We start from the raw sequence: 16,731 nt of genomic DNA on the forward strand, positions 1-16,731 counted from the left end.
TAGACAGGCGCTGAGTGCATAACTACGAGACAAAGTCCCTCGTGATGCACTCCAACAAAACATCCGCAGCCCCTTTTGGGCTCCCTTGGGAGGATTACTACATTCCTGTTACTACACTTTGCAGGTCAGGCGGGTGTTCGGGCGGGTGGAGTACCCCGAAATTGCGAAAAGTTCCTCGGATTTCTGTGATCGCGGGAACTTTCTTCGTGGACAGTCGTCGCGACCTGCAGAAACGTAACCGTTGGTCGACTGGAACCGGCCCAAACCGCAAAATGGTTCCCGGGCCTGGGAACTTTTTGGCGTGGGTGGAGGTTGGGGCACGAAACACCTGAACGGTGTTCAATTGCGGTCTACACTGATGCGTACTTACAACACGTCCCCGCACTGAACGGAGCGCATTACCATGACCGACATCCTCGACATCGCACGCGAAAAAGCCCTTGAGCGGGGCGAAGGCCTGAACAAGGAAGAGCTCGTGCAGATCCTCACCATCGAGGACGAACACCTGCCGGAACTGCTCGATCTAGCCCATCAGGTTCGCATCAAGCACTGTGGCGTCGACGTCTCCCTGGAGGGCATCATCTCCCTGAAGACTGGCGGTTGCCCCGAGGACTGCCACTTCTGCTCCCAGTCCGGACTGTTTGAGTCCCCGGTCCGTGCCGTCACCCTGAATATCGACGAGCTCGTGGAGGCCGCGAAGCAGTCCGAGAAGATGGGCGCCTCCGAGTTCTGTATCGTCGCCGCCGTGAAAGGCCCGACGCAGGACCTGCTGGACCAGGTTGCGGCGGCAGTGACTGCTATTCGGGAGGAGGTGGACATCTCTATTTCTGCCTCGCTTGGCATTCTGACCCGTGAACAGGCGCGCCAACTCGCGCAGATGGGCGTGTCCCGCTACAACCACAACTTCGAAACCGCCGAATCCTTCTTCCCGAACGTGGTCACCACCCACACCTGGCAGGAGCGCAAGGACACTCTCGAGCACGTGCTCGCTGAGGGGATGGAGACCTGCTGTGGCGGGATCATTGGTCTGGGGGAGACGATTGAGCAGCGGGCTGAGTTCGCCACGCAGCTTGCCGAGATCCAGCCACACGAAGTGCCGATGAACTTCCTCGACCCTCGCCCCGGCACCCCGTTCGCCGACCGGCCACTCGTCCCGCAGGGGGAGGCGCTTCGGGCCGTCGCCGCGTTCCGCTTGGCTATGCCCACCACCCAGCTCCGCTTCGCCGGTGGCACCGAGCTCGCCCTTGGCGACGACGGCACCGAAGCCGGCCTGATGGGCGGCGCGAACGCCATCATCGGCGGTAATTACCTGACCACGTTTGGCCGTCCGATAGAGAAGGACCGCGACGCCGTGGACCGCGTCCTCGACGGGAGCTCTCGGCCGCGCATCAACCTGGGCATTACACCCGTCGGCCAGAAGGTGAACTCCGGCCACGGCATCCTCTACGACACGATCAAGTCACTCTGATGCGCATTCCAGACAACACCGATCTTGCCGACGCCATCCTCTCTGGCGACATCGCCTGGCCTCTCGACCCGGCCCGCCCCTACGACGCGCCACGTATCTGCCCGCTGTGTCAGCGGCGGATGGTGGTGAAGATTTCGCCGATGGCGTGGTCGGCGGCGTGTTCCCGCCACGGATTGCTGCGTTCGGAGTGGCTTGAGCGGTGATGCCCGCACCAAAAAACTATCGACGACGCAGCGCCACCACGCCAGCCGCGACACCGGCAGCGAGCGCGCCGCCCGCCAGAGCGCCGAGGGCCGGGAGCATGTAGCGACGAAGGGATCGGTAGTCCTCGATGGTCCAGCCTTGGCCGGTCGCGTAGCGGCGAAGTGCGCGGTCCGGGTTGATGGCGACGGGGTTGCCGACCATGGAGAGCATCGGCAGGTCGTTGATGCTGTCGGAGTAGGCGGTGCACTTTTCCAGGTCGAGCTTCTGAATCGCGGCCAGCGCGGCGACGGCGTGCTGCTTGCCGGGGCCGTGGAGGATGTCGCCGACGAGGCGGCCAGTGAACTTGCCGTTTTCCTCTTCGGCGACGGTGCCGAGGGCACCGGTGAAGCCGAGCCGCTCTGCGAGCGCCTGGCCGATTTGGACCGGGGTGGCGGAGACCAGCCAGACTTGTTGGCCTTGGGCGATGTGGCGGGACGCGGCGTCGATAGTTGATTGGTAGGTCTTGTCGAGCATTTGGCGGTCGACGATTTCGGCACAGAGCTCTTTGAGCTGCTCGACGTTCTTGCCTTTGACTACTTGGAGGGCCTGCTCGCGGCCTTTGGCGATGTCTTTGGCGCTTTCGGAGCCGGAGACGCGGTAGCGGATTTGCTTGGTCAGGGCGGGCAGGAGCTCGCGGAGTGTGATGAAGCGCTGCTTGGCCAGGCCTTTGGCCAGCAGGATGAGCGAGGAGCCCTGGATGAGGGTGTTGTCGATGTCGAAGAACGCGGCCGCCTCGGTGTCTTGGGGGACGTCGGGGTCGGGCTGGGTGATTTTCTCCCGGCCGGCGGTTTTGAAGGCGCCGCCGACGGAGTCGACGCCGGTGGCGAATTCTTCGATGCTGATGCCGAAGGTTTCTTCGATGGCGGCGGCTGCGGCGGCGTTACCAGCGGTGCGCTGGGATTCGGCGTCGAGAGGTGGGAGGGCAACTTCTTCGAGGAAGCGGCGAAGGTTGCCTTGGGTGAGTGACCATTGGGCCAGGAGTTCTTTGTGGTCGGACATTGCCAGCGAGCCTTTCACCGTGTGGCAGACGTGATAGCTTGTATCGTAAACAAGATTGGCGGAGAGATGAAACAGGTTGAACTGATGGTGCGCGCTACCTGCGGGTCGTGCGAGCGGGTGGCCGCGCAGATCGCCCCGGTGGTCGAGCAGTGCGGCGCGCAGCTCACGCTTGTAGATGTCGACGCCTCTCCGTCGCTCAACGCCGAGTTCGGGGATCGCGTCCCGGTTGTGGTGATTGATGGGGACGAGTTCGCGTGTTGGGAAGTGGATAACGCGGACCTGGCCGAGGCGCTGTCAGAGTGACGCGCTATCCTTTGGTTTGATTCACGGCTGACTGGAGGGATTGAGTGAGTGTTCTCGTTGTAGGGATGTCGCACCGCTCGGCGCCCGTTGCGTTGTTGGAACGCTTGAGTATGGATGATGCGGTGCAGCATTCGGCGGCGTCGGCGCTGGTGGAGCGCCCGTCGTTGTCTGAGGCGATGATCATTTCGACGTGTAACCGGCTGGAGGTGTACACGGTTGCCAACGCGTTCCATGCGGGTGTGCAGGATGTGTTGGCGGTGCTGGCGGAGGTCTCCGGGGTGAGTGAGGCGGAGCTGCGCGGCTACCTGTACGTGCGGTATTCGGACGCGGCTGCGGAGCACTTGTTGACGGTCGCCTCCGGCCTGGATTCCATGGTGGTGGGGGAGCAGCAGATCATCGGGCAGGTGCGTACCGCGTATACGCACGCGGCGGAGCAGGGCACGGTGGGCCCGGCGTTGCATTCGTTGGCGCAGTCGGCGTTGCATACGGGCAAGCGTGTGCACACGGAGACGTCGATTGATGATGCGGGCGGCTCGATGGTGACCTTCGCGCTGGATACGGCGATGGAGACGATGGGGGTGGACACGCTGGAGGGCCAGACTGCGCTGGTGTTGGGGGCTGGTGCGATGAGCTCGTTGGCGGCGACGCATTTGGGCAAGAGGGGCGTCGATAAGTTGATTATTGCGAACCGCACTCGCTCGCGCGCGGAGCGGTTGGCGGAGCATGCCCGGGAGGCCGGGGTGGCTGCGGAGGTCGTGGACTTTAATGCGCGCGCGGGGGCGTTGGGGCGTGTGGATATTACGGTGTCGGCGACGGCGTCAGATGGGTTCACCATTTCGGGCGAGGACATCTCGGGGCCGACGATGCTGATTGACTTGTCGCTGCCGCGCGATATTGACAATTCGGTACTGGAGCACGAGGGCGTGCACTTGATCAACATCGAGTACCTGCACGAGCAGCTGCACAACGCGGACTCGGAGGACTCGAAGGTGCTGCAGGCCGCGGAGGCGATCGTGGCCGAGGAGGTGCAGGCGTTTAGCTCCGAGCAGCGGATGCGTGATGTGGGGCCGGCGGTGGCGCAGCTGCGCCGGGTTGGCGCGGAGATTTCGCAGGAGGAGCTGGCGCGGTTGCGCAAGCGCCTTCCCGACATGGATGAGCAGGATTTTGAGCAGGTTGCCCGTTCGGTGAAGCGTGTGGTGGATAAGCTGCTGCATACGCCGACGGTGAAGATGAAGGAGCTGGCGGCGCGTTCAGATTTGGTTAATCTGGAGACCGCCGTTGAGGAACTGTTTGGGGTGCGCCCCGTGTCGGCCGCTACTGATATGGACCGGTTGCCGAGTCCCGACGAATTGAAGTTGAAGGAGTCGTAATTTACATGCTGAAAATTGGTACGCGGGGTTCGCACTTGGCCACGACGCAGGCGGGTCATATGCGTGATGCCCTGATCGCGCACGGTTACCCGTCTGAGCTGCACATTGTGAAAACTGCCGGGGATGTTTCCCACGCGCCGGTGGAACGCATCGGCGTCGGCGTGTTTACGTCTGCGCTTCGCGACGCCCTCTTCGACGGCGAGGTGGACGTCGCCGTGCACTCCTTCAAGGACTTGCCGACGGCCCCAGAGCCCCGCACCTACCTGATCGTTCCGGAGCGCGAAGACCACCGCGAGGCGCTCATCGCCCGCGACGGCCTGACGCTGGACACGCTGCCGAAGGGCGCGAAGGTGGGCACCTCGGCGCCGCGCCGTGTTTCCCAGCTGCGCGCGCTGCGCCCTGACCTTGAGATCCTCCCGCTGCGAGGCAACATTGAGACGCGTATGGGCCGGGTGGAAAGCGGCGAGATGGACGCGATTGTCCTGGCGTATGCGGGCTTGGTCCGTGGTGGGTTCGCGGACCGCGCCACCCAAGTCTTCGATGCTGAGGTGTTCATGCCCGCCCCGGCGCAAGGCGCGCTGGCCGTCGAGTGCCGCGTCGACGACACCGCGCTGCGTGAGGGCCTGGACAAGCTGTTGTACGCGGATTCTTTTGCGTGCGCGGCGGCGGAGCGTCAGGTGCTGGCGACTCTGGAGGCAGGCTGCACGGCCCCGGTTGCGGCGCACGCGACCATCGCTGACGGCACCATTACCTTGCGGGCGGGGGTATTCGCCCTGGATGGCTCCAAGCAGCTGATTGAGGAGGCTTCTGGTAAGGACGCCCGTGAGCTGGGAACACAGCTTGCGCAGACGCTGATTGGGCGCGGGGCGGCAGAGATTATGCAATAAGTTTTCAGACTGGTTTTGAAACAGGTTTTGAAACACGGCGTATGCAAATTAAGGTGTAACTACCATACGTCCAATCGTCTCGGTGTATAGGGGTCCCTTTGGGGCTCGCTGTACGCCGGGACACTTCTTTACGCCTTATACAAGACCAGAAAAGACCATTTTGATGACACTGCCCTCAATCACGCCCCAGCCGGGGAAGGTGATCTTCGTCGGTGCCGGACCTGGCAATCCCGATTTGCTGACGATTCGCGCTCGCCAGGTGATGGAACGCAATTCTATCGCGTTGGTGGAACCGGATGTTCTTGAGGGTGTCCGAAATGTTCTTGCCGCAGCGTGCGCGGTGCCGCAAGAGAAGATCGACGCCGCGGAGGCTCAATATGAGGCGATGTGTGCGGAGGCGAAGGCGTCGGGGGCGCGGCGTCGCCCGCCGAGGCCTGCGGACCCAACCGCGGCTGAGGTTGAAGAGGTGCCGCTTGGCACGGACGATATTGTTGCGCGGTTGCGCTCGGCGCTGCAGGCGGCGGCCGAGGTGATCCGCAAGGGGGATGACGGTGACGGGGATGTGATCCGTCTGGTCAGCGGGAACCCGCTGACGCGCGATGCGGTGCGGGAGGAGATCGCCGCGGTGGCGGCCGCCGGCCTGGAGTTCCAGATTGTGCCGGGGATGTCGCTGCCGTCGACGGTGCCGTCCTTTGCGGGTATCGCGCTCGGTTCAACGTATACGGAAGCAGATCTGGCGAACGGGCCGGTGGACTGGGACCAGTTGTCGCAGGCGCCGCAGCCGTTGGTGTTGCAGGCGGTGCGCGAGCAGCTGCCGGAGATGGCGTCGCAGTTGATGCAGCGCGGGTTCCCGGGTGAGCTGGCGTGCAGCGTCACGGCCAACGGAACGACGCGGCTGCAGCGCACGGTCGATGCGACCCTGGAGACCCTGGCAACCATGGACTCGGTGACGGCGGATCTGCCTGGTTCTTTGGTGGTGACGCTCGGTACTGTGAATGATGATCGATCGAAGTTTTCGTGGTGGGAAAACCGTCCTTTGTACGGGTGGCGTGTGCTGGTGCCGCGTGCGAAGGAGCAGGCGGAGGCGATGAGCAGCCGCCTGGCGTCGTACGGGGCGATCCCGCAGTCGGTGCCGACGATTTCTCTGGAGCCGCCGCGCAACCCGGCGCAGATGGACCGCGCGATTAAGGGGATCGTGGAGGGTCGCTACCAGTGGGTGGTGTTCACCTCGACGAACGCGGTGCACGCGGTGTGGAAGAAGTTCGAGCAGCTTGGCTTGGACGCCCGCGCGTTTGCGGGGGTGCACCTGGCGGCGGTCGGCCGCAAGACGGCGGAGGCGCTGCGTGCGCTGGGGATGAGCCCGGAGCTGTTGCCACACCGCACGAAGCAGAACGCCGCTGGCCTGGTGGAGGTGTTCCCCGAGTACGTGGAGGACATCGACCCGGTCTCGCGGGTGCTGCTGCCGCGGGCGGACATTGGAACGAACGTGCTGGTGGATGGCCTGATTGAGAAGGGCTGGGACGTCGAGGACGTCGTGGCCTACCGCACGGTGCGCGCGGCCCCGCCAGCTCCTGAGGTGCGCGACATGATCAAGACCGGCGGGTTTGACGCAGTCTGCTTCACGTCCGGCTCGACGGTGCGCAATCTGGTTGGCATCGCGGGTAAGCCGCACCAGCGCACGATCATCGCGTGCATCGGCCCGATGGCCGCTGAGGCTGCGCGCGAGCAGGGGCTGCGTGTCGACGTCGTACCAGAGGTCGCGGACGTACCGTCCCTGGTGGACGCGCTTGCCGAGCACGTCGCTGCCCTGCGGGCAGCTGGGGAGCTGCCGCCGCCGCGGAAGAAGCGGAGGGCGCGTCGGAAACCGGCGTTATGATGTAGCACATGACTACATATCATCTTCCACGCCGTCCACGTCGCCTCCGCCGGAATCCTGCGATTCGGCAGCTCACCGCGGAGACGCGACTGGCTCCGGCCGATTTTATTTTGCCGTTGTTCGTGGCTGATGGCATCACCGAACGCCGAGAGATTGCCTCCATGCCGGGGGTGTACCAGCACACCACGGACACCCTGAAGGCGATCTGCCACGAGGCACTCGAGGAGGGGATCCGCTGCGTGGACCTCTTCGGCGTGCCGCTCGACGAGGACAAGGACGCCACGGGTTCCGTCGCGTGGGACCCGGAGGGCATCTTGAACCGGAACGTGCGCGCACTGCGCGAGGAGTTCGGCGAGGACTTGCTGATTATGGCCGACACCTGCCTGGATGAGTTCACGGACCACGGGCACTGTGGCGTAGTGGGCGTCGATAAGTATGGCAACCAGGTGGTGGACAACGATGCCACCTTGGACCTCTACCGCGATATGGCGCTGTCGCAGGCTGCCGCGGGCGCGCACATCGTGAGCCCGTCGGGGATGATGGACGGGCAGATCGGCGTGATCCGTGAGGCACTCGACGCCGAGGGCTACCAGGACGTGGCCATCATGGCGTACTCGGCGAAGTACGCGTCGAAGTTCTTCGGGCCGTTCCGCGACGCGGTCGGCTCCTCCCTGAAGGGCGACCGCCGCACGTACCAGCAGGACCCGGCGAACGTGCGCGAATCCCTGCTCGAGACCGAGCTCGATATTGAGGAAGGCGCGGACTTCGTCATGGTCAAGCCTGCGCTGCCGTACCTGGATGTGCTCAGCCGCGTTGCAGACATGTCGCCGGTGCCGGTGGCGGCGTACCAGGTTTCGGGCGAATACGCGATGATGGTCGCCGCTGGTCAAAACGGTTGGATCGACTTCGAGGCGACCATGATGGAGTCGCTGACCTCTATCAAGCGTGCTGGCGCGGACCAGATTTTGACGTACTACGCAATCGAGGGCGCGCGTGCGCTGAAGGAGCTTCATGGCTAACACACCTCCCGCGGCGCAGGCCCCGGCCCTGCCACCGAGACACCGGAAGGACGAGCCGACGCAGCAACAGCCCGAGGCGGTGCGCTACCTCCTCGGCGCGTGGGCAGTGATGATCCTCGGTGAGCTCCTGCACCAGATCCTCGCCGTGGTGGTGACGGTGCTCGACCCGGCTGCGCTGCGCGAGGCGGCGAACCAGGCCGCGAAGAACCAGTCGGAGGCGATCCCGGAGAACATGATGCAGGCGAGCATGTACGCCACGGTTGTGCTGATGGCGCTGCTGCAGCTGGGCATCATCGTGGTGTTTGTCCTGGCGCTGCGCTCAGTGCAGCGCCGCGGGAAGTGGATGCTCAACGCCACGCGGGTGCTGCAGGTCTTCTCGGTCTTCTTCGCGGTGCGCGTGCTCACGCTCTTCTTGATGACGCCCGCTGCGACTAAAGTGCCGGTTGCGCTGTTCGCCGTCGACGGTGCGGTGCAGATCGTGGTCGGTGTGGCGGGAGCATTGGGGCTGTTCTATGCTTCCCGGAAGGAATCGCAGGATTACCTGCGTCCGGCTGAGCAGTAGCAGCAGTAGGGAAGAAGTGGAGTAACGGCGCATGGCTGATAATGTGACGCGCTCAATTGACGACGCCCGCCTGGCGGCCAAGGACGCCGGGTTCGACCCGGACTCGCGCCACTCCGAGGACAGCAACGGCAACCCGTTGCGCCCCCACGCTTCCTACGCGTTCGAGCTCGAGGGCCTGGAGGACGGCGCGCAGCTGCGCGACATCGAGGAGGCCCTCGAAGAGCTGCCAGGCGTGCAGGCGCGCCTGGTGTACCCGACGAAGATGGCGTGGGTGACCGCGCCGGACACCACGGCACCGCACACGATCGCCGAGGTGATGCAGCGCTTCGGGGTGGAGGTGCAGCTGACGGATTCGACGCTGCGCCGCCGCGCCCAGGGGCATTCGGTGGTGGATCACACGCTGCCGCGGCGTGGCACGCGCGGCATGTCCGGCCGGATGCGCCGGATGAAGGAACACGAGCAGCGCTCCCTGCGCACGGCGCGCGCGAGCGGGTTCGTGCGCACTGCCCGACGGCGCCGCGGCATGATGCGTGGCCAGGACGTGCTGTTTACCGCCCGCGACTTGGTCACGCCGCTTCGCATGTGGATCGCTATTGTGCTGAGCATCCCGGTCGTCCTGATGGCGTACGTGCCGCAGTTCCAGTTCCCGGGCTGGCAGTGGTGTTCGTTGGCGTTGTCCACCCCGGTCGCACTGTGGTGCGCGTTCCCGTTCCACCGTGCGATGCTTGGTGGCGTGCGCCGCGGGATTTCCGCGCTGGACGGCGCGAGCTCGATCGCGATTTTGGCCGCTTGGCTGTGGTCGCTGGTCGCGGTGGTGCTGACGTCCGCCGGGCAGATCGGCTGGACTACCAGCAGCGGTTGGGTGCCGCACCAGATGGGCCACGACGTTGAGATCTTCTTCGAGGTCTCCTGCGCCGTCACCACGCTGCTGCTGGTGGGACGCTACTTCACCATGCGCGCTCGCCCCCGCCTCATGGAGGATTTGCAGGCCCGCAACCCTGATCCGGACGCGGTGTACAAGGTGGTGCGTCGTTCGCGGGCGGGCAACGTGACGGAGGAAGACTTCCCGGCAGTCGAGCTGAACAAGGGGGATGACGTCTACGTCCACGCCGGCGAGATCATCCCTGCCGACGGCGAGGTGGTTGGCGGCTCTGGCGTGTTGAACCCCCAGATTATCGACGCCCGCGAGCCCTCCGAGGTGAAAGTCGGCTCAACGGTGCGCGCCGGGTCGGTGCTGCGCAGCGGCAAGATCAAGATGCGCGTGGAACGCGTCGGACACACCACCCGCCTGGGCGCGGTGGAGCGCTGGGTGGACGCGGTGCTGCGCCACCAGAACGAGGCCACGTTGATGTCCACGCGCGCGGCGGGCCTGCTCATCCCGGCGGCCTATGCGCTGGCTATCTTGGATTTTGGGCTGTGGGTGCTGCTGACCGGCAACTACAATGCTGGCTTTTCCACGGCGTTGGCCATCTTGGTGGTGGTGGCGCCGGTGGCGCTGGCGATTTCGCCGTCGCTGGCGATCCGCCTCGGCATTGAGTCGGCGGTGCGAAACGGCATCCTGATCCGCGACGGCGAAACCTTCCGCGCGTTGGAGTCGACGGACACGGCCGTGTTCAACCGCGTGGGCACCCTTGTCAAGCCGCAGATGACGGTGGAGACCGTCACCGCCGAGCGCGGCGAAAGCCCGGAGATGGTGATGCGCGTGGCGGGTGCGCTGTCGGTGGAGTCCAACCACCCGTCGGCACGCGCGATGGTGAAGGCGGCGCGTGAGGCGCGCGATGGGCGCACGAAGAGCGCCGATGTGCCGTCGTGGATCGAGATGAGCAACGAGGAAATCACGCCCGGCGGCGAGTTCCGCGGCCGCCTCACCTTGACCTACGGCGACGAGGACGAGGACCGCACCGAGTCCTTCGACGCTTGCCTGTGGCGCCCCACGAACCTGTCCCAGCTGCACGGCCGCCTCGCGATGGCCGCGACCGCCGGAGGCACCCCTGTAGTGGTGCGCTGGCGCGGCAAGGACCGCGGCGTGATCACCCTCTACGACCCCGCGAAGGACGACGCCCACGAGGCCATCAACCGCCTGGAACAGATGGGCGTAGAGACGGTGATGCTCACCCGCGATACCTACCCGGTGGCCCGCCGCTTTGCCGACTTTTTGGGTATGTCCAACGTGCTCGCCGGCATTACCGCGCCGGACAAGCCGGGGGCGGTTCGCGCCATCCACACGAAGGGCGCCACGGTTGCCATGATCGGCGACGCCACCGCGCTTCCCACTATCAAGGTGGCGGACGTCGGCCTGCTCTACGCCACCGACGACATTATCGACGCCCAGTCCTCCACCATCGCCCGCGCCTGCAACGCCGTGCTGATCCGCGACGACGTCTCCGCCGTCCCGCAGCTCATCGCGCACGCGCGCCGCGTGTGCCACATCATCGACTACAACATGATCTTCGCCTGGGCGTACAACTCCACCGCGATCGTGCTTGCCGCGATCGGCGTGCTGCCCCCGGTGGGGGCCACGCTGCTCATGCTGGGCAGCTCGCTCGTGATTGAGGCGCACTCCTCGCGGGCAAATCATTTTCCCTCCTAAACCGCAACGGCGGTAGGGTGGGGGACTATGACCAGACGCGACCTTTCTTCTGCCCCGCTCATTGAGGCCGCCAACGGCCGCACGCCCTCACGCACCCCGGTGTGGTTTATGCGCCAGGCCGGGCGCTCGCTGCCGGAATACCGCAAGGCCCGCGAGGGCATCTCCATGTTGGACTCCTGCTTCATGCCGGAGCTCCTCGCGGAGATCACGATGCAGCCGGTGCGCCGCCACGACATGGATGCGGCGATCCTCTTTTCCGACATCGTTGTGCCGTTGAAGGCGGCGGGCATCGGCGTGGAGATCGTGCCGGGCCGCGGCCCAGTGATGGAGAAGGCGATTACGACGAAAGAGGACGTCGATAATTTGCCGGTGCTGGACCACAACGTTGAGGAAGTGACCAAGGGTATCGAGATTATTCTCGACGAGCTCACCGACACCCAGGCCCTGATCGGCTTTGTCGGCGCGCCGTTTACGCTGGCCAGCTACCTCATCGAGGGCGGGCCGAGCAAGAACCACGAGAAGACGAAGGCCATGATGCACGGCGACCCGGACACGTGGCACGCCCTGATGCGCCGCCTCGTGCCGACCATCAGCGCGTTCCTGCGCACGCAGGTCGACGCCGGCATCGACGCCATGCAGCTCTTCGACTCCTGGGCAGGCTTCCTCACCGAGGCCGACTACCGCGAGCACGTCCTGCCGTACTCCGCCGAGATCCTGAAGGAGGTCGAGGGTGTGATCCCGCGCATCCACTTCGGTGTGGCCACGGGTGAGCTGCTCGGCGCAATGTCCGAGGCCGGTTCCGAGGTGATGGGCGTCGACTGGCGCGTGCCGCTCGACGTCGCCGCCACGCGCTTCGCGTCCCCGCGCGTGCTGCAGGGCAACCTCGACCCGGCGATGCTCTTCGCTGGCCCCGCCGTGGTGCAGGAGGAAGTGCGCCGCATCAAGGCGGAGGCCGCCCGAGCTATCGACGCAGGCACCGCCACCGGCCACATCTTCAACCTCGGGCACGGCGTCTTGCCGACCACCGATGCAGGCGCCATCACCGACGCCGTCGCAATGATCCACGAAGCATAACGAAGGAGATCCCCATTGAATATCGCCATTGTCGGTGCAGGGCTTGCCGGGTTGACCGCAGCGTTTGAGCTGCGCAACTCCGGCCACACCGTCGACGTCTACGAGGGCAACGACCGTATCGGCGGCAAGCTGTACACCGTTGCGTTCGACGGCGGCCCCACCGATATGGGGGCCGAAGCCTTCATTGCGCGCCGCCCGGAAGCAAAGCAGCTCGTCGAAGAGCTGGGCCTGCAGGACTCGCTGGTCTTCCCATCGGGGATGCGCTCCCTGCTCTACGTCGACGGCGAAACCCGCGCTATGCCGGCAGGCGGCATGATGGGGATCCCTTCCACCTCCGAGCCAGTCGCGCACCTGGTTAGCGAGGAAACCGCGCGACGCATCGACACCGAGGCGGAGCGCGAGGGCTTCGAGTGGACCATCGGTGGCGACATGAGCGTCGGCGCCCTGGTTCGCGAGCGCTACGGCGACGATGTCGTGGACAACATCGTCTCCTCCCTGCTTGGCGGGGTGTACTCCTGCACCGCCGACGACCTGGGTGTTCGCGCCACCGTGCCGCAGCTCGCCGCCGAGTTCGACCGCCTGGCCGCCGACGGCCCGGTGCACCTGTCCACCGCGGTCGCCAACCTGGAGGCCGCCCGGAAGAAGGCCGTCGCCGCGGCTGGGTCTTCTGAGGCCTCGAAGCCCTCGAAGCCTGCGCCCATTTTCGCTACCTTCCGCGAGGGCTACCAGGAGCTCTACGAGGCACTCGCCGAGCAGTCCGGCGCGAACATCTACGTCGACGCCTTCATACCGTCCATCAGCCGCGAGGGCGAGGGGTTCGGCCTCAAGGGTGGCGAGGACACCGTCTACGACCGCGTGCTGTTGGCCACCCCGGCGCCGACGACCGCGCTGCTGCTTCGCGACATCGCCCCCGAGGCCTCCGAAGCGCTTCGCTCCGTCGAGTTGGCGAACTCCGCCGTGGTGGGCCTGCGCTTCGCCACCGACGAGGGCCTGCCGGAGAACTCCGGCGTGCTGGTCTGCACCGATGCGAAGGACGTGCACGCCAAGGCGTTCACGCTTTCGTCGCGTAAGTGGCCGCACCTCGCCGAGCGCGGCGGCGCCCTTGTACGCGCCAGCTTCGGCCGCTACGGCGACAACGTCGCCCTGACCGCCAGCGAAGATGACCTCGTGGACTGGGCCCTCGACGACCTGCAGACCATCACCGGCTTCGACGGCCGCGCCGCCGGCGTCGAGGAGATCTTCGTCCAGCGCTGGCTCGGTGGCCTTCCGCGTTACGACGCCACCCACCTCGCCACCGTGGCCAAGGTCCAGGACGCCCTCGCCGGTATCGACGGCGTTGGTGTGACCGGCGCCTGGGTTGCCGGGGTTGGGGTCCCGGCCGTGATCGGCAACGCGCGTCAGGCGGCGCAGGATCTCCTCTAGACGAGCACTTTGCCCTTCTGCTCCGGCAGGACGAACGCAGCCGCGGCTGCCACGGTGAACGCCACCGCGAAGACCACGAACACGCTGGCGTGGCCGCCGAAGGCCAGGACTGGCGGGACGATCAGCGGCGCCAGGATCGAACCGACGCGCCCGAAGGCCGCAGCGGCGCCCGTGCCGGTCGCGCGGATCTGGGTGGGGTAGAGCTCAGGACCGATGGCGTAGAGGGCACCCCACGCGCCCAGGTTGAACAGGGAGAGCAGGCAGCCTGCGGCGATGATCTGCCAGGGCGCGGTGGCGAACCCGTAGAGCCCAGCCGACACCGCCGACCCGGCCAGGAAGACGGCGAGGGTGGTGCGGCGCCCCCAGACCTCAATGAGCCAGCCGGCCAGGGCGTACCCGGGCAGCTGGGCCAGCGTGATGATCAGCGTGAAGCTGAAGGAGCGCACGAGGCTGAAGCCTTGGTCCACAAGCAGGGAAGGGATCCAGGTGAACGCGCCGTAGTAGGCGAGGGAGACGCAGAACCAGACGGTCCAGAAGGCGGCGGTGCGGGCGCGCAGTTCGGGGCCCCAGATGTGGGTGCCTTTGCCAGCACTTGCATCGGGATCGGCGGTGGTGGCGATGGGGGCGTCGATAAGTAGTTCGGGTGGGACTTGCTCCTCGAAGCTGCGGACCACTGCCTCTGCTTCCTCGTCGCGGCCGCGCGCCTCCAGGAAGCGGACCGATTCGGGCAGCTGCATGCGCACATACAGCGCGTAGAGCGCAGGCACGGCGCCGAGCGCAAGCCCCCAGCGCCAGCCGTTCTCGCCCTCGGCGACGACGAACGTGCCGATGACCGCCGCCAGGATCCAGCCCGCCGCCCAAAACGCCTCGAGCCAGACCACCATCCGCCCGCGCACTTTCAGCGGCGCGAACTCGCTGACCAGCGTGGACGCGACGGGCAGCTCCGCGCCGAGGCCCAGGCCGGTGAGGAACCGGAAGACGAGCAGGACAGCGACCGACCCGGCAAGCGCCGAAGCGCCCGTGGCCACGCCGTAGATCAGGAGCGTGAGGGCGAAGACCTGGCGGCGCCCCAGCTTGTCCGCGAGCAGACCGCCGAGGGAGGCGCCGACCGCCATCCCGATGAACCCCACGGACGCGATCCAGCTCGTGGTGGTTTTCTCCAGGTCCCAGTGCACGGCCAGCGCCGCGATGACGAATGAGACCAGCCCGACATCCATCGCGTCGAGCGCCCACCCCACCCCCGATCCGACGAGGAGCTTCTTGTGTTTCGGAGTCACCGGCAGCCTGTCGAGGCGCTGCGTGCGGGTCAGTGCTGTTTTCATGGGCAAAACCTTAGAACAATTCTGGCTTTTATTTGGGAAAATTACGAAAGTTTCCTGCTAATCTGCCGGTATGAAGAAGCAGCTCGGACTCATGCTCGTTACTACCTGCTCAGCGGCCATGTTGGTGGCCCCGCAGGCCATGGCGGAGGACACCGCCCAGCTCACGGAGGCTCGTTGCGTGGCGCTTGTCGACGCGGTCAAGGACGCCACCGCGAAGCAGCGCGATGCGCAGGACCGCGAGCGCGCCACGCAGCAGACGCTCGATGCGGCGCAGCGCGACGTCGCCGCCGCCCAGGAAGAACTCAAGGCAGCAAAGGGCATGGTCGCCGCCGCCCAACGCCTTCTTGACGACGCCACCACCGACCTCACCGCGAAACAGTCCGCAGTGCCCGCCGGCGTGACGGCGGAGTCCGCACAACAGGCGCTCGAGGACTCGAAGGCGCGGGCCGCCGAAGCAGCCGCCGCCCTCGAAGCCAGCAAGGCCGAGGCGCAACAGCAGTTCGACCGCGGCTCCCTCGGCTTCTTCGAAGCCATGGGCGCAACCGACGCCGTCGCCGAACTGAACACCGACTTCCGCTTCAAAGAAGAAGACCCGGTGGCTGGGCAGACGGGCTACCGCATCGCGGACGACACCCACATCGGTGAGGCCGACGACGCCACTCACCTGGACAACATGAAGGCAGCCATTGGCTGGCTGCCCGAAGCCAACGAGCTCCGCGAAAGCGACGGCCAGCCCGCCCTGCCCGTCTCCGACTTCCTGATGGCGCAGGCCCAGGTAAACGTGAACTGGTCGCACCAGCTGCCGCGCGGGCACTCGAAGAACGGCTGGGACAACCTGTCCTGGAACTACGACAACCCGTTCAAGGGCTGGTTCCACGAGGAGCGCATCGCGTACTTCGAGGCACTCGAGAAGGGCGAGAACCCATTCGCGGCGGGCGCTGGCCACTACATGGCGATCGTCAACCCGGACATGCGCGCCACCGGCTTCGCCGTGAACACCAAAACCTTCCGGTACCAGGGGTACCCGTGGCGTATTGCACACGCGCAGACCTTCGCCACCCACTGGATGAAGCAGGGCACGCCACTGTTCACCGTCGACGAGTACACCGAGCGCTTCAACACCTACTACGACGGCCTCAAGCACGCCATCGAGTTTGGCGACGCCACCAAGCGTCAAACGCTCGAGCAGCGCGAAGCGGACGTCGACAAGGCGGAGCGGACCCTGGAAGCCGCACGCGCGCTGCAGGTCGCGGAGGAGCTCGTGGCAAAGCGTGAGCAGGAGCTTTCCGCCGCCAAGGAGGCGCAACCGGCCCGACAAGCCGCAGCCGAGGAAGCGCTGACCGTGGCGAAGCAGACGCAGGAGGATGCGGCTGCTGCCACTGCGGCGGCCAAGGCAGCCGCAGCCGAGGCCCGCGCAAACACCGAGCGCGCCGAAGCCGAATACCAACCCGTCAAAGCCAACTGCGACGCACTGACCGGCGCCGACAAGGAGGGCTCCTCCACCGGCGGCATCATCGTCGGCGTAGTACTCGGGCTGCTGGCAATCATCGGAATCGTGGTAGCCACCAACCCGGGAATTTTAAATATGTTCTAGCT

14 protein-coding genes are annotated in these 16,731 nt (G+C 65.8%); 12 read left to right on the forward strand and 2 right to left on the reverse strand.

Annotation, left to right across the window (positions count from 1 at the left end; genetic code table 11):
* Positions 1-403: 403 nt before the first annotated feature.
* Both bioB and bsaP read left to right on the forward strand, forming a co-directional pair.
* Positions 404-1,468: a biotin synthase BioB gene (gene bioB, locus QP802_RS08175; RefSeq protein ID WP_284818279.1), complete on the forward strand. Its 1,065-nt coding sequence runs from the start codon at positions 404-406 to the stop codon at positions 1,466-1,468.
* Positions 1,468-1,671 (forward strand): biotin synthase auxiliary protein BsaP, encoded by a 204-nt coding sequence (gene bsaP, locus QP802_RS08180; protein ID WP_070363202.1) that lies wholly within the window; start codon positions 1,468-1,470, stop codon positions 1,669-1,671. The genes bioB and bsaP overlap by 1 nt, the downstream gene beginning before the upstream one ends.
* A 16-nt stretch (positions 1,672-1,687) precedes the next feature.
* Here the strand turns inward: bsaP and QP802_RS08185 are convergent, their stop codons facing one another.
* A complete protein-coding gene (locus QP802_RS08185) occupies positions 1,688-2,710 on the reverse strand; it encodes an HAD-IB family hydrolase (RefSeq protein WP_071573906.1) in 1,023 nt (340 codons plus the stop codon).
* A 66-nt stretch (positions 2,711-2,776) separates the two neighbouring features.
* Between QP802_RS08185 and QP802_RS08190 the strand changes: the two genes are divergently transcribed.
* The 9 genes from QP802_RS08190 to QP802_RS08230 all read left to right on the forward strand — a co-directional run bounded on the left by QP802_RS08190 (position 2,777) and on the right by QP802_RS08230 (position 13,813).
* On the forward strand, positions 2,777-3,013 hold the full coding sequence (locus QP802_RS08190) for a glutaredoxin family protein (RefSeq protein WP_070363200.1): 237 nt from the start codon (positions 2,777-2,779) through the stop codon (positions 3,011-3,013).
* 44 nt (positions 3,014-3,057) lie between these two features.
* A complete protein-coding gene (locus QP802_RS08195) occupies positions 3,058-4,383 on the forward strand; it encodes a glutamyl-tRNA reductase (RefSeq protein WP_284818282.1) in 1,326 nt (441 codons plus the stop codon).
* Between the two features lie 5 nt (positions 4,384-4,388).
* Positions 4,389-5,270 (forward strand): hydroxymethylbilane synthase, encoded by an 882-nt coding sequence (gene hemC, locus QP802_RS08200; protein WP_256007647.1) that lies wholly within the window; start codon positions 4,389-4,391, stop codon positions 5,268-5,270.
* Between the two features lie 163 nt (positions 5,271-5,433).
* The gene (locus QP802_RS08205; protein ID WP_284818284.1) at positions 5,434-7,146 is read left to right on the forward strand and encodes a bifunctional uroporphyrinogen-III C-methyltransferase/uroporphyrinogen-III synthase; all 1,713 of its coding nucleotides are present in this window, start codon (positions 5,434-5,436) and stop codon (positions 7,144-7,146) included.
* 8 nt (positions 7,147-7,154) lie between these two features.
* Positions 7,155-8,165 carry a porphobilinogen synthase gene (gene hemB, locus QP802_RS08210; RefSeq protein WP_284818287.1) on the forward strand — a complete coding sequence of 337 codons (1,011 nt, stop codon included), beginning with the start codon at positions 7,155-7,157 and terminating at the stop codon, positions 8,163-8,165.
* Positions 8,158-8,727, forward strand: a complete 570-nt coding sequence (locus tag QP802_RS08215) for a hypothetical protein (RefSeq protein WP_083433292.1) — start codon at positions 8,158-8,160, stop codon at positions 8,725-8,727. Before hemB ends, QP802_RS08215 begins: the two co-directional genes overlap by 8 nt.
* A 31-nt stretch (positions 8,728-8,758) precedes the next feature.
* Entirely contained in the window at positions 8,759-11,317 is a 2,559-nt protein-coding gene (locus QP802_RS08220; RefSeq protein WP_252932160.1) for a heavy metal translocating P-type ATPase, read from the forward strand.
* 27 nt (positions 11,318-11,344) lie between these two features.
* The gene (gene hemE, locus QP802_RS08225) at positions 11,345-12,391 is read left to right on the forward strand and encodes a uroporphyrinogen decarboxylase (protein ID WP_284818288.1); all 1,047 of its coding nucleotides are present in this window, start codon (positions 11,345-11,347) and stop codon (positions 12,389-12,391) included.
* Between the two features lie 15 nt (positions 12,392-12,406).
* On the forward strand, positions 12,407-13,813 hold the full coding sequence (locus QP802_RS08230) for a protoporphyrinogen oxidase (RefSeq protein ID WP_284818290.1): 1,407 nt from the start codon (positions 12,407-12,409) through the stop codon (positions 13,811-13,813).
* On the opposite strand, the gene QP802_RS08235 is transcribed toward QP802_RS08230, so the two are convergent.
* On the reverse strand, positions 13,810-15,135 hold the full coding sequence (locus QP802_RS08235) for an MFS transporter (RefSeq protein ID WP_284818291.1): 1,326 nt from the start codon (positions 15,133-15,135) through the stop codon (positions 13,810-13,812). The genes QP802_RS08230 and QP802_RS08235 overlap by 4 nt on opposite strands.
* Before the next feature lie 70 nt (positions 15,136-15,205).
* Here QP802_RS08235 and QP802_RS08240 point away from each other — a divergent pair, with 70 nt between their 5' ends.
* Positions 15,206-16,729, forward strand: a complete 1,524-nt coding sequence (locus tag QP802_RS08240) for a CAP domain-containing protein (protein WP_284818293.1) — start codon at positions 15,206-15,208, stop codon at positions 16,727-16,729.
* The last annotated feature ends 2 nt before the right edge of the window (positions 16,730-16,731 follow it).

The organism is Corynebacterium sp. UMB10119B (genome assembly GCF_030228125.1).
Lineage (GTDB): Bacteria > Actinomycetota > Actinomycetes > Mycobacteriales > Mycobacteriaceae > Corynebacterium > Corynebacterium pseudogenitalium.